General features: G+C 69.8%; 7 protein-coding genes and 4 tRNA genes. 1 reads left to right on the top strand and 10 read right to left on the bottom strand.

All coding sequences use genetic code 11. The features are described from left to right. Nucleotides 1–48 precede the first annotated feature (48 nt). The 8 genes from MNQ95_RS15425 to MNQ95_RS15460 all read right to left on the bottom strand — a co-directional run bounded on the left by MNQ95_RS15425 (nt 49) and on the right by MNQ95_RS15460 (nt 12550). A complete protein-coding gene (locus MNQ95_RS15425) occupies nt 49–5046 on the bottom strand; it encodes an alpha-2-macroglobulin family protein (protein WP_425605746.1) in 4998 nt (1665 codons plus the stop codon). Nucleotides 5047–5148: 102 nt separating this feature from the next. Beyond that, the gene (locus MNQ95_RS15430; protein ID WP_162410955.1) at nt 5149–6660 is read right to left on the bottom strand and encodes a sensor histidine kinase; all 1512 of its coding nucleotides are present in this window, start codon (nt 6658–6660) and stop codon (nt 5149–5151) included. A 2-nt stretch (nt 6661–6662) separates the two neighbouring features. Next, the gene (locus tag MNQ95_RS15435) at nt 6663–7106 is read right to left on the bottom strand and encodes a response regulator (protein ID WP_162410954.1); all 444 of its coding nucleotides are present in this window, start codon (nt 7104–7106) and stop codon (nt 6663–6665) included. After that, entirely contained in the window at nt 7103–8923 is a 1821-nt protein-coding gene (locus MNQ95_RS15440; RefSeq protein WP_241953401.1) for a sensor histidine kinase, read from the bottom strand. Before MNQ95_RS15440 ends, MNQ95_RS15435 begins: the two co-directional genes overlap by 4 nt. 189 nt (nt 8924–9112) lie before the next feature. Beyond that, nucleotides 9113–9187, bottom strand: a tRNA-Val gene (locus MNQ95_RS15445). A 194-nt stretch (nt 9188–9381) separates the two neighbouring features. Further along, nucleotides 9382–11019: an FMN-binding glutamate synthase family protein gene (locus tag MNQ95_RS15450; RefSeq protein ID WP_241953402.1), complete on the bottom strand. Its 1638-nt coding sequence runs from the start codon at nt 11017–11019 to the stop codon at nt 9382–9384. A gap of 124 nt (nt 11020–11143) precedes the next feature. Continuing rightward, nucleotides 11144–12442: a nucleotide sugar dehydrogenase gene (locus MNQ95_RS15455; protein WP_241953403.1), complete on the bottom strand. Its 1299-nt coding sequence runs from the start codon at nt 12440–12442 to the stop codon at nt 11144–11146. Between the two features lie 24 nt (nt 12443–12466). Further along, nucleotides 12467–12550 (bottom strand) — tRNA-Leu (locus tag MNQ95_RS15460). Between the two features lie 100 nt (nt 12551–12650). On the opposite strand from MNQ95_RS15460, the gene MNQ95_RS15465 reads away from it, so the two are divergent. Beyond that, complete coding sequence (locus MNQ95_RS15465) at nt 12651–13664, top strand: LacI family DNA-binding transcriptional regulator (protein ID WP_162410950.1); 1014 nt, start codon at nt 12651–12653, stop codon at nt 13662–13664. Nucleotides 13665–13790: 126 nt separating this feature from the next. Here the strand turns inward: MNQ95_RS15465 and MNQ95_RS15470 are convergent. Both MNQ95_RS15470 and MNQ95_RS15475 read right to left on the bottom strand, forming a co-directional pair. Further along, nucleotides 13791–13864: transfer RNA gene (locus MNQ95_RS15470), tRNA-Cys, on the bottom strand. Between the two features lie 114 nt (nt 13865–13978). Further along, a tRNA-Gly gene (locus MNQ95_RS15475) sits at nt 13979–14054 on the bottom strand. Nucleotides 14055–14084: the final 30 nt, after the last annotated feature.

The following is a 14084-nucleotide window of genomic DNA, read 5'->3' on the forward strand; positions in this document are numbered from 1 at the left end:
GAACCGCATTCCACGCCTGGGCGGGGATGACTAGCGAATCCGTGCCACTCAGGGCGGCGTCACCGTGACCGTCGCCGGCCGTGCCGCACCGGTGCCGCGCAGCGTCGGCTGGTACATGTCCTCGGCCTGCGGGGGCGGCACGGTGTAGGTGCCCGGCGTGACCGCGCGCACCAGGTAGTACAGCCGCGCGGTGGCGCCCTGGTCCAGCGACAGCGCCGCCACATAGCGGTCGTCGCGATACTCCTCGTGCTGCAGCTCGGCCTGGTCGGCGCGATCTGACAGGGCCACGCCCTCGATCTGCACGCCGTCCCACTGCGCGTTGTCGCCGAGGTTGAGGTTCTCGGCCTCCAGGCCGGCCGCCAGCAGGTCGGTGACCAGCGCATCGGGCATGGCCTGCTCGGCCTGCACGGTCAGGCGCGCGACCAGCACCTGGCCCTCCTTGAGCGTGCCGCCCTTCCAGGGCGAACCGTCGGGCAGGAACCAGTCGCGGACGATGCCGACACGCCGACGGTCTTCGGCCGGCGGCTGCCGCGGAATGCCGGCCACTTCGACGCTCGCGTAGTACGGGCCGCCCTGCGGCTCGAAGCGCACGCCCTGTGCCAGCGCGGCATGGTCCAGGCTGCGCGCGAAGACCGCCGCGGGTTCGACCTCGACGGTTTCGCCGCCCGATACCCAGCGCCCGGCCAGGGCGCGTCCGCCACCGGCATCGAGCGCCTTGCCCAGGCGCGCCAGCGCCATCTGCTCCTGCGTGCTCAGCCACAGCCGGCCATCGCGGTCGACGTCGCGGCGTGCCTGCAGCGCGCGCGCCAGATCGACCGCGCGCCCGTCGTATTTCGCATTGCCGCGCCCGCGCTCGTGCAGCAGCGCGATCATCAGCGCGTCGTCGCGGATGCGGCTGCCGTAGTCGCCCAGCCAGGCTGGACGGTCGTCCGGATCGCGCGCGAACCCGTCGGCAATGGCCTGCGCGCCGCGCTTGCCATCGCCCTGCAGCTCCAGCGCCAGGCCCAGCTGGACCAGCGGCAGGCCGGTCAGGCTCTCGCCCTTCTCCTGGTCGTAGAGCGCGCGCAGGGTGCCCAGCGGCGCGCGGTTGACCCGCGCCAGCACGTAACCGGCATAGGCACGGTTGGCGAAGCGCAGGTGGTCGCGATGGTCGCGTCCATAGAATTGCGCACCGCCGGACAACAGGTCTTCGGAGAGCCGGTCCAGCGCCTTCTGCAGCACGCCGTCGGGCACGGCGAAGCCGGCCTCGCGTACATCGAGCAGGAAATCAGCGATGTAAGGCGTCAATGCCGGCTCGGTGTCGCCACTGTCCCCGCCCCACATCGAAAAGTGGCCACTGCCAGCCTGCATCGCCGCCAGGCGGCCGACGGCGCCTTCCAGGCGCGCGCGACGCGTGGCCGGGTCCAGGCCCGGCACGCCGAGCTGTCGTGCGGTCGCCGCATCCATCACCAGTGCCGCGTAGCCCTTGCTGGTGGTCTGTTCGGCGCAGCCGTACGGATACTCGAGCAGGCCCTGCAGCGCACTGGCGAACGGGATCGGCGGCGAGGCGGTGACGCGCAGCCGCACGTTGACCGTATCGGCGACCAGGCCGTCGGCGAGCGACGCATCCAGCACCAGCGGCGTGCCTTCCTTCAGCACGGGCGTACTGGTACGCAACACCCCTGGCCACGCCGCGCGCACCGGCAGGTCGTAACGCCGGTCCACCGCATATCCCCCGCCATCCACGCGCACGCGCACCCGCGCCACCGTGTTGCCCGGTTCGGCAAGCAGCGGGAATTCGAGCGTGGCCTTGGCCCCGTCGTCCAGGCGCAGGCGACGCTGGCCCTCGCCCACCGCCAGCGGTCCTTCGCCTTCCACGCGCACCCGGAATTCGGACGCCGCACCGCTGAAGTTCTGCACGTCCAGGCTGACCGTGCCGCGGTCGCCCGGCGCCATCACCCGCGGCATGCCAGCCTCGGCCACCACCGGCGCACGCACCAGGGCCTCGCCGTCGCGCTTGCCGTAGCGGTCGTCGGCATAGACCAGCGCCGACACGCGCAAGGTGCCGTTGAAGTCCGGCAGCGGCAGCTTCAGCCGCGCGTTGCCCTGCGCATCCAGCTTCACCGGCCCGGAGAACAGGTCCACGGTCTGCACCCGCGCGGTCGGCCTGCGCGCCTGCGGCAACGCCTCCAGCGCCATGTCGCCGCCGAAACGCAGGCGCGCGTTTCCGCCTGCGAAGCTCTCGATCACCCGCCCGTAGACATCGTAGGCATCGGTCGCAAGCCGGCGCTGGGCGAAGAAGTGCGCGTTGGCGTCCGGCACCGGGAAACGGGTGATGTTGAGGATGCCCACGTCGGTGGCCGACACGGTGACATGCGCATCGCGGCCGGCCAGCTGCGGCACGCTCACCGTGACCGGCAGGTCCTGCTGCGGCCGGCTCTGCGCGGGGAATTTCAATCCGACCGAGACACGACGGTCGTCGCGCCGCATCGGCACGTGGGCCACGCCGACCGCACGCGCGGGGGTGACCTGGCTGGCCGCCGATCCGCCGCGGAACACCAGTGCGGTGACGTAGACGTCGTGGCGCTCCCAGTCCGCGGTCACCGGGATCTCGAACGTGCCGCTCGCCTTGCCGTCCTGCCCGCGCAGTTCGATGTCGTGCGCGTACAGCAGCCGGTCGCTCTCCACCAGCAGCACGCCGCGGCCGGCGTGCGGCGGCGTCACCGTGACCTTGAGCGTGTCGCCGGCGCGGTAGCCGGTGCGGTCCAGGGCCAGCTTGACCCGGTCCGGGCGCGCGTCCGGGCCGCGATTGTCGTCGCCCCAGCTCCAGCCGGCGCGGAACGGGTAGCGCAGGGTCAGGCCGGTCGCCGGATCGAGCACGTCGATGCGGTACTCGCCCCACTCCACCGGGAAATCGAAACGCGCCGCGGTAGCGCCGGCATCGACGCTGCGCGTCTGCACGTCCTCGAAACGGCGGGTGAAGTCGTAGTCCCAGCCGCCATCGTCCTCGTAGCGCCAGTGGTAGTCACGCAGCTCGCGCACCAGGGTCACCTTCAGCCCCTTGGCCGGTTGCGGCTTGCCCTGCGCATCCACCCGCACCAGCTCGAAACGGGCGGCGGCATTGGCATCGGCGCCGTCGGCCTCGTCGAACAGCGGGCGCACCCCGACCAGCGCAGGCGCCGGCCACAGCACGCGCTGCAGGCTGCGGTTGACCGGGCGTCCGCCACTCTCGTGGACGCTGCCGGCGATCGTCACCTGCACCGGCGTGGCGGCCTTGGCCGCCTCTTCGGGCAGCGGCAGCGAGGCCTCCAGGCGGCCCTGCGGATCGAGCGTCGCATCGAGTACGTCGCGAGGCTCCCGTGGCAGGTCCACGGTCGGATCGCCGAAGAAGAACCCGGGCAGGCCCTCGACCGGCTGGCGCGCGACCGCCAAGGCCATCTTCGCGGTGAAGCGGTTGCCGGCGGCCGGTGCGCCATAGAGGTAGGCCGCCTCGGCCTGCAGCTTCAACGGCTCGCCCGGCTTGAGCGTGTCCTGCGCGGACAGGTCCAGCTTCAGGCGCTCCGGCAGGAACTCCTCGATCCGCAAGGCCATGCCCTGGACGACGTCCTTGCCGGCCGGGTCGGTGCGGAACTCCACCTGCCAGCGACCAGTCGGCGCATCGGACGGGATCGCCTGCTCGAACGCGTAATACCCCTGTGCGCCCGGCTCGAGCCGGGTCTCGCGGAAGACGCGACCGTCAGGCTGCTTCAGTCGCAGGAACAACGGTTGCGCTGCGCCCGCTCCAGGCGCCCCCGCCTTGCCGCCCGGCGCAGGCGCCAGCGACTTGCCGTCACCGTCGCGCAGCAGAGCGGAGATGCGTACCGTCTCGCCCGGCCGGTACAGATCGCGCCCGGACCAGGCGAACACGTCGAAATCCGCCTGGGCGCGTCCCCCGACCGCGAACTCGGACAGGTCCAGGGCCGGCTGGTTGAACGGCAGCAGGGACACATCCTTGCCACGACGGGCCACCAGCACCTGGCCGGCGTCGAGCGTGTAGTCCAGCAGCGCGTTGCCGTTGCCGTCGGTGGCCGATTTCAGCACCGCCTCGCCCCTGGCGTCGAGCACGCGCAGCTCCACGCCCTTCAGCGGCGAACCGTCGTGCAGCGAAGCGGTGTGCACGTAGAGCGTGTCGCGGTAGGCGCGCGCGTGCAGGCCGATGTCGCTGACGCTGAAGAACGCGGTGTCGTACTGGTCACTGAACTGGCCGACCCGGCGCAGCACCGCGAAGTACAAGCCGGGTTGCTGCAGCTCCGCGATGTCCTGCACCGGCAGGTAGTTGAGGACCCGTTCGTTGCGCTCGCCGCCCAGGACGAAGCGGTTGAGGTAGACCGGCTCGGCCAGCTCGCGCAATGGCGCCCGGTCGTCGTAATCACGGTCGAGCTCCCAGCCACCGCGACGGCCGCCGCGCTGGAACTGGGCGAAGAAGCGCGGCAGCTCCGACTCGCGCACGCGCAGGAATTCCACGTCCACTTCCGGCACGTTCACCGACACCACCGGCAGGCCACGGCTCTCGCGCGCCGGCAGCACGCTGCCCTGCGAGGCGAACCCGGCCACCGGATCGAGCTCGCCGGTATGGATCGTTTTCTTGAGGGGCGCGTCCAGGCGGCTGCCGTCTGCGGCGAGCAGCCCGGCGGCGACGGTCACGGTGTAGTCGCGCGCCGGTTCGACGAAGGGATAGCGCAACGTCTTGCCATCGTCGGACAGCGTCCAGCCGCTTTCGCCCGAGCCGGCCGGCTCGACCTGCAACAGGCGGTCGAATTCCTGGGTCCCGACCAGTGGCCTCGAGAACTCCAGCGCCAGGGCCAGGCTGCCATCCTGCTGGTCGGGCCAGGCACGGACCAGTGCGAATCCGGTCACCTCGGCACGCTGGGCCTGCAGCTTCTCGCCGCCCGCTGCGGGCAGCTGGCCGCCGGGATCGCGACTGCATCCGGCGACCGCCAGGATCGCCAGCATCGCCACCCGTGCCAGCCACGCCGGGCCGGTTCCACGCCAGCCCTTGCCACGCCACCCCTTGCCACGCCCGTCCATTGCCGTCCGCGTCATGCGTCGCGCTCCCTGCCCGTTGCTCCGAGTATAGGACGGCGTGCGGTCACGCCGACGCCGGGGGCCGCCGCCGCGAAGCGCGGAAGGTCAGTCGCCGGCTGCCAGTGCGGCCGCCACCGCTTCGAACAAACGGTGCATGTCGAGCGGTCGCTGCAACCGCTGCAAGGGCATCGAAGCGGGCACCTGTGCGGGGTCGAACGGCGCCTCGTCATCCTCGATCACGATGGCCGGTCCGGTGTAGCCGGTTTCGTGCATCGTCGACAGCAACGCTTCGGCGGGGAACAGGCTGATCCGGCTATCCACCACGACCACGTCCGCCGCGCCGGTCTCGGCCCATCGGCGCAGCGCCGCGGCGCCGTCGGCCGCCCGGTCGATCAGGTAGCCCTGGCTGATCAGCGCATCGCCCACCAGCGAAAGGCGCGCGCCTTCGCGGGCCACCAGCAGGATCCTTTCGCCCTGCCCGGCGATCGCGGGCGCGTCGTCGAGGTCCAGTTCGTCGGCCTCCACCGGGGCCGGCAGCCAAAGCTCGAACCGCGTGCCCTCGCCGACCACGCTGGCCACCCCGATCCGGCCGCCCAGGCCCTCGACGATGCGCTTGCACGAAACCAGGCCCAACCCGGTACCGCTGGTCTTGGTTGTGAAGAACGGCGTGAACAGCTGGGCGATGGTCTGCGCATCCATGCCGCTGCCGGTATCGGCCACGACCAGGCGCACGCCGCCATCGGCTTCCTCGCCGACCAGTTCCAGGCGGCCGCTCTGGGGCATCGCCTGGATCGCGTTGAGGCACAGGTTGAGCAGGCACTGCTGCAGCTCGGTGTAGTTGGCGTCCAGTGCCAGCGCCGGGTCGGCCAGCCTCACTTCCAGCTGCACGTCGCGCGGCAGGCTGCCCTTGAGCAGCAGCTGCACCGCGCGGAACAGGTCCGTCAGCAGGAAACGCTCGCTGGCACGGCGCGAGCCGCGCACGAACGACAGCATCGATTCGGCCATCTCGTGGCCACGGCGTCCGCACTCGGCCACCACCGAGGCCAGCTGGTGCAGGCGGGGGTCGTCGCTGCGCTGGGCGATCAGGTCCGGCACGATCAGCAGGGGCTGCAGGATGTTGCGCAGGTCGTGGCTGAGCCCGGCGGCCAGCAACGACAGGCTCTCCAGCCGCTGGCTGCGCATCAGCTCGACTTCGGCGCGCGCGCGCTCGGTCTCCAGGCGCGCTTCGCGCAGGGCGCGCTCCACCGCCGCCGGCAGGCGCGCGCTGCTGTGCTTGAGGATGTAATCGTTGGCGCCCTCGTGCAGGGCCGCCACCGCAACGTCCTCGCCGATGGTGCCCGAGACGAAGATGAAAGGAAGGTGCGGCGTATGCGCACGGACGATCCGCAGCGCATCGTGCCCGGAGAAGCCCGGCATCGACAGGTCCGACAGGACGATGTCCGGATGGAACGTGGCCAGCGCCTGCTGCAGCGCCGGCTCCTCGTCCACGCGCATGAAGTCCGCATCCAGGCCCGCGTCCTCCAGCTGCATCTGCAGCAGCTCGGCGTCCTCCGGCGAATCCTCGACGAACAGGACCCGGAACCGCCTTTCGGTGCTGATCGCCCGCAACGGCGCCATCGTCAGCCTTCGCCGCCGGGCGCTTCGTTGATGACCGCCCAGAACTTGCCGAGCGTCTTCACCGCGCCGAAGAACTGGCCCACGTCCACCGGCTTGACCACGTATGCGTTCACGCCCAGGTCCCAGCTGCGCGCCAGGTCGCTTTCCTCGCGCGAGGACGACAGGATCACCACCGGGATGCGCCGCAGCTTGTCGTCGGCGCGGATGCGCTGCAGCACTTCCAGCCCGTCCATGCGCGGCATCTTGATGTCGAGCAGCAGCACCGCCGGCTCCTCGTCGGTGCGGTTTGCGTACGCGCCCTTGCGGAGCAGGTACTCCATCGCCTCCACCCCGTCCTCGACGTGGACGATCGGGTTGGCAAGGTTGGCCTCGCGCAGCGCATCGATGGCCATTTCGGCGTCGGCGGCATTGTCTTCGGCCAGCAGGATGGTGCGGATCGTGCTCATTTGAAGGTTTCGCCCGTTGAAATATTGTCCTGCGGAGGCAGGACGAAGTGGAAGGTGGAACCCTGGTCCGGGACCGACTCGGCCCAGACCTTGCCGCCCAGTCGCGTCACGACCCGGCGCACGCTGGCCAGGCCGATGCCGGTGCCCGGATAGTCGCTGGCCTTGTGCAACCGCTGGAACACTCCGAACAGCTTGCCGGCGTACTCCATGTCGAAACCTACCCCGTTGTCGCGGACGCTGAAGTGGTGGCCGCCGTCCTCCTGCACCTCGCAAGCGACTTCGATCACCGCCGGTTCCCTGCGGGCGGAGTACTTGACCGCGTTGCCCAGCAGGTTCAGCCACACCTGCCGCATCATGTTCTCGTCGGCCACCAGCACCGGCAAAGGCGCGATTCGCCAGTCGATCCGGTGCGCCGCGACGCCTTCGGCGGCGTCGGCCTGCCGGTTCGCATCCAGCATCGCCCGCGTCTCGTGGACGAGGGACTGCATGTCCACCGCCTGCAGCTTCATCGCGTTGCGGCCCAGGCGCGAATAGACCAGCAGGTCGTCGATCAGGGTCGACATCCTCCGCGCGGAGCTGCCGATCACCTCCAGGTAGTGCGTCCCCTTTTCGTCGATCCCGTCGCCGAGGTGGCGCGAGAGCTTGTCTGCGAATCCTGCCACATGGCGCAGCGGGGCGCGAAGGTCGTGGGACACCGAATAGCTGAACGCTTCAAGTTCGCGATTCACCTCGGTGACCTGTTCGATCTTGCCCTCCAGCTGCCGGTTGAGCTCGCCGATCCGGTGCTGCGCGGCCTTCTGTGCGCTGATGTCGCTGACCGTCATCAGCGCGACGTCGTCGTCGCGATCGGGCAACTGCATGCGCCGGGCGTTGAGCAGCATGGTCCGGCTGACCCCGTCGGCAGTGCGCTGGACGTGTTCGAAATCCCATAGTTCGCGACCGCGGGCGAGCACTTCGCTCAGGCGCTGGCGGATCACCGGGTCGCGCCAGGCGCCGTGCCCGATCTCGTCCAGGCGCTCGTAATGCTCGTCGCCGTCCTCGTCGGCGTAGAGCTCGGCGAAGGCGGTGTTGTGCATCAGCACGCGCAGTTCGCGGTCCAGCAGCACGATCGGTTCGCGCACCGTCTGCACCACCGCCAACGCCCGCGCACTGGCCTGGCGCACCTCGCCCTCCGAATCGGCCCGTCGTTGCTCCATCCGGTACAGCAGGTAGATGACCACGCCCATGAGCGTCAGCTGGGCCATGAGCGCAGCCAGGCCCAGCCAGCGCACGCGTTCGCGCTGCCGGTCGGCATAGGCGCTGCGTTCGGCCAGCAAGGAACGCTCATTGGCCATGAAATTCGTGAACAGGTCGCGGACCTGGTACTTGCCGTAGAGCTCGTCGATCAGGTCCAGGCGTTCGGCCGGGGTCACGCCCATGCTCAGCCGCCTCGCCACGTCGATGCGACGCTCGATCAGGGTCTGCAGGCGGCCGATGAGGATCTGCTGCCCGGGGTTGTCGCGGCTCAGTTCGGTCAGCTGCCTCAGCTGCGGATCGATCCGCGCGAGGGTTTCCTCCAGGCGCTGGCGCAGTCGCGGATTGCTGCTGCCGCTGCCCAGGGCCAAGCCGATCGAATCGAGCTCGCGGATCATCGCTTCCAGGCTATGAGTGGAAGATTCCACCTGCTGGGTGTGGCGGACCCAGCGGTCGGCCTCCTGGCTGTTCTCGGTCCATTGCCGGATCAGCAGGTAGGGCACCAGCAGGATGAGGACCAGCGCCGATACCAGCAGGGGCAGGCGCCAGCGGACATAGGTGATGGTGAGGCTGTCCTGCCGCAATGCTCGGGGTCTCCGCTGTCGGGCCGTTATGCGGCCGGTACCGCCCGATGATGCCTGCTGGCATCGGCCTTGTCAGGATCCGCGTCCCCCGCGGCGGGATGAGGCCGGCTGCACGGGCGGGAGCCTGAAACAGAAAAGGCCGGCAGGGCCGGCCTCTCCGACAGCACCCGCATGTGCAGGCCTGGAATGTGGTGGGCGGTACAGGGATCGAACCTGTGACCCTTGCCGTGTGAAGGCAATGCTCTACCGCTGAGCTAACCGCCCGGAAATCTGGATCAGCCGCACCTTGATGCGGGTGCGCATGTTAATGGGGCGTGGCGATCCGGTCAACGCCGCAGAGGCGTCTGGGCGTGCTTTCGGAGGGTTTAGGCGCATGCCCCGTGGCGTGTGCGTGCAGGCGCCACCGCTGCACGGCCGGCGTCGTCGTCGGCATCGCCCTCGCCTTGCCCCTTCCGCGTTCAGCTGGCCTTGCTCCGGCGCAGGGCATCGACCCGGGCCGGGGGACAGAACGCGTCGCTGCGGGCCTCGGCCCAGAAATCGTGGAAGACGGCATGCTCGGGAATACGCTGCAGAAGTTCGCCCGGGCGCAGGTAGCGGTACAGCGCCGCCAGCGAACGGATCTCCACCGGCGACACCCTGCGCAGGATGTGCTCCGGCCCCAGGTCCGAGGGATGCTCCAGCCCCGATGCGCACAGCAGGTCGCGCAACGCGCGCAGGGTGTTGTCGTGGAACTGGTGGACGCGAGTGGCTTTGTCGGCCGGGTCCAGGTGCTTCCAGCGGTGCGGGTTCTGGGTCGCGATCCCGGTCGGGCAGCGGTCGGTATGGCAGCTCAGCGACTGGATGCAACCCAGCGCGAACATGTAGCCGCGCGCCGCATTGCACCAGTCCGCGCCGAGCGCCAGGGTGCGCGCGATGTCGAAGGCGCTGGTGATCTTGCCGGCCGCCGCGACCCGGACCCGGTCGCGCAGGTCCAGCCCGACCAGGGTGTTGTGGACCAGCAGCAGCGCTTCGTGCATCGGCACGCCGATGTGGTCGATGAACTCGGCCGGTGCCGCGCCGGTACCGCCCTCGGCACCATCGACGACGATGAAGTCCGGCAGGCATTCCGGCTGCGACGTTGCGCTCTCGGCCATCGCCTTGGCGATGCCGAACCATTCCCAGGGGTGGCCGATGGCCAGCTTGAAGCCGACGGGCTTGCCGCCGGAGAGCTCGCGCAGCCGGGCCACGAACCGGAGCAGCCCCATCGGCGTGTCGAAGGCCGCGTGCCGGGCCGGAGAAACGCAGTCGATCCCCATCGGCACGCCGCGCGTGGCCGCGATCTCCGCGCTGACCTTGGCCGCCGGCAGGACGCCGCCATGTCCGGGCTTGGCGCCCTGCGACAGCTTGATCTCGATCATCTTCACCTGCGGCCGCGCGGCCTGCTCGGCGAAACGCGCCGGATCGAAGCGTCCGGCTTCGTCGCGACAGCCGAAGTAGCCCGAACCGATCTCCCAGACGAGATCGCCACCGTTTTCCAGGTGATAGGGCGAGATCGAGCCCTCTCCGGTGTCGTGGTAGAAACCTCCGCGCCGCGCGCCTTCGTTCAGTGCGCGCACCGCATTGGCCGACAGAGAACCGAAGCTCATCGCCGAAATGTTGAAGACGCTGGCCGAGTACGGCTGCGCGCAAGCGGCGCCAACCACCACGCGGAAATCGTGGTCGGGAATTTCGGTCGGCGCCAGCGAATGGTTGATCCATTCGTAGTCCACCGCGTAGGCGTCCTGCAGCGAGCCGAACGGGACCACGTCCATCACGTTCTTGGCGCGGCGGTAGACCAGCGTCCTTTGCTGGCGCGAGAACGGGGCCTCGGCGGTATCGCTTTCGATGAAGTACTGGCGCATCTCCGGACCGACCGATTCCAGCCCGTAGCGGAAGTGGGCAAGGATCGGATAGTTGCGGCGCAGCGTGGTGCGGGTCTGCAACAGGTCCCACGATCCCAGCAGCACCAGCAGCAAGGCGATACCCACGCCCCACCACCAGCCGGGCCAGCGCAAGGCCAGCGGCATCGACACCAGCAACAGCAGCCAGCTGGCCGCATAGGCCGAGTAACGGCTCATCCCTGCTCCCTCGTGGACCGGACCCGATCCAGTCTAGCCGCGGCCCGACCGGAACGAAGCACTACCCCCACCACGGGCGCTCGCTCGCGCGATTCAGGCGTCCGTGTCGCGGTGACGCCTGCGCCTACAGGCGGTCGTCCACCGCCGCGCGCGGCCACGCCGACTTGACGTCGTATACCGCCGCGCCAGGACGCCCCAGCGCGCGCACCTGCGCTGCGTCGTAGCCGCGATAGTCCTCGTGCGCCACGGCCAGGACGACGGCGTCGTAGCTGCCGGCCCGCGGTTCGGCGAGCAGGGTCACGCCCTGCCGCGCGACCTCGGCCGGATCGGCCCATGGGTCGCAGGCTTCCACCTGCGCGCCCGCCTCCGCCAGCTGCCGTGCCAGGTCCAGCGCACGGCTGTTGCGAAGGTCCGGGCAGTTCTCCTTGAAGGTCACGCCCAGGACCAGCACCCGCGCCTGGGCCGCCGCCACGCCGCGCTCGCCCAGCATCGCCAGCACCCGGCCCGCCACGTGCGCGCCGACGCGTTCGTTGACCTCGCGTGCGGTGTGGATCAGCTCGGGGTGGTAGCCGACGCTCTCGGACTTGTGCAGCAGGTAGTACGGATCCACGCCGATGCAATGGCCGCCGACCAGGCCCGGTCGGAACGGCAGGAAGTTCCATTTGGTGCCGGCTGCCTCGAGCACGTCGCCGGTATCGATGCCGAGCCGGTCGAACACCAGCGCCAGCTCGTTGACCAGGGCGATGTTGACGTCGCGCTGGATGTTCTCCACCACCTTGGCTGCCTCGGCCACGCGGATCGACGGCGCCGGGAACGTGCCGGCGCTGATCACCTGCCGGTACAGCGCATCGACCGCTTCGGCCGCCCCGGGCGTGGAGCCTGCGGTGATCTTGCGGATGTCGGCCAGCCGTCGCTGCCGGTCGCCCGGGCTGACCCGCTCCGGGCTGTAGCCGCAGCTGAAGTCGACGTTGAAGCGCAGCCCCGAAGCCTGCTCCAGGATCGGCACGCAGATTTCCTCGGTCGTGCCCGGATACACGGTGGATTCGTAGATCACCAGCGCCCCGCGCCGCAGCGCTGCGCCGACCAGCGCGCTGGCACTGCGCAGCGGCTCCAGGTCCGGCTGGTGCGACGCGTCGATAGGCGTGGGCACGGCGACGATGAACACCTCGCAGCCCACCAGCGCGGCCGGGTCGCTGTCCAGGCGCAGGCCGGTCGCGGCGCGGATCTCGGCGCCATCCAGCTCCAGGGTGCGGTCGATCCCCTCGCCCAGCTCCCGCACCCGCCCGGCGTCGAGGTCGAACCCCAGCACTTCGCGCACGGCACCGAACGCCACCGCCAGCGGCAGTCCGACGTAACCCAGGCCGATGACCGCGATGCGGGCATCGGCGGGCGGCAACGGCACCGGGGCGGTCGGCTCGGACATGGAACTCCTGGCGGATATCGGGTGTGCCCGGGGCGGGGGTCGAACCCGCATAGCCTCGCGGCTGGGGGATTTTAAGTCCCCTGTGTCTACCAGTTTCACCACCCGGGCAGGGCGCGTGCATTGTGCCACCGGGGCCGGGCGCCGCGGCCGGGTCGCAGGCTATGATGCGGCCGACCCGCCGGCCGCGGGCAATGGGGACCCACGACGCATGCGCGCAAGGATCGAGGACGTCGCCGCCGCCGCGGGCGTGTCGATGAAGACCGTCTCGCGGGTGTTCAATCGCGAACCCAATGTGCGCGACGACACGCGCCTGAAGGTCGAGGAAGCCGCGCGCCAGCTGCGCTACCGGCCCAATTCCTCCGCACGCAGCCTGGCCGGCCGGCGCTCGTACCTGATCTCCCTGCTGTACGACAATCCGTCGTCGAACTACGTCATGGAGATCATCGAGGGCGTGCTGGCGGCCTGCGAACAGGCCCACTACGGACTGACCCTGCGTCCGGTCGATTTCGGCCGCCGCGGACACGTCGAATCGGTCGAAGGCCTGATCAACCAGTACCGCCCCGACGGACTGGTGCTGACTCCCCCGCTGACCGACGACCTGCCGCTGCTGCGGCGGCTGCGCGAGCTGGATGTGCGCTATGCCGGCATCTCGGCCAAGCGCAACAACACCCGCATCGGCGCGACCCTGGACGAGCGCGCCGCGGTGGCCGACATGATGGCCCACGTGGTCGCGCTCGGGCACCGGCGCATCGCCCACATCACCGGCCACCGCAGCCATGGCGCGCGCGCCTGGCGTCTGGCCGGCTACCTGGACGGGTTGAACAACGCCGGGATCGAACCGGATCCGGCGCTGGTGATCGAAGGCGAATTCTCGTTCGATTCGGGTATCGCCGGCGCAAGGCGATTGCTCGACCTGGACGATCCGCCGACGGCGATCTTTGGCGCCAATGACGACACCGCCTGTGGCGTGCTCTACGAGGCGGCCGCGCGCGGCCTGGTCGTGCCTGACCAGCTGTCGGTATTCGGCTTCGACGACACCCCGATGTCGCGCCAGGTGTGGCCCAGCCTGAGCACGATCCGCCAGCCCAGCCGCGAGATGGGCCGGATCGCCGCTCACCAGTTGCTCGACGAGATCAGCAGCCGCGGCCCGGGCAGCATCGTCAGGGTGCCCTACCAGCTGCAGATCCGGCACTCGACCGGGCCGGTGCCGCGAGGGCCCTGAGCGGGACGACAAGCGTGGCCAGCGCGGGAATCCACCGCCAAGGCCCGATCACCGGCCCCGCCCCTCCGCACCGGCTGGACGCACCTGGAAACGAAAAAGCCCCTGATCGCTCAGGGGCTTTCGATATGGAGGCCTGGGTCGGAATTGAACCGGCGTACGCGGATTTGCAGTCCGCTGCATGACCACTCTGCCACCAGGCCGGTGGTGCGTACCGCAGTGTAATCGCTTGCGGCCTGCCGACAAAACAAAACCCCGTTGCCGGGGTCTGTTTCCGATCCGTTCCGGCGCCTGGGCGACGGCTGGATCAGCTTATCTGGAGCGGGAAACGAGACTCGAACTCGCGACCTCAACCTTGGCAAGGTTGCGCTCTACCAACTGAGCTATTCCCGCTTGGGAGACGCGCATTTTAGGGATTCGGCG

It is taken from the genome of Pseudoxanthomonas daejeonensis, from assembly GCF_022637495.1.
Taxonomy (GTDB): Bacteria; Pseudomonadota; Gammaproteobacteria; order Xanthomonadales; family Xanthomonadaceae; genus Pseudoxanthomonas; species Pseudoxanthomonas daejeonensis.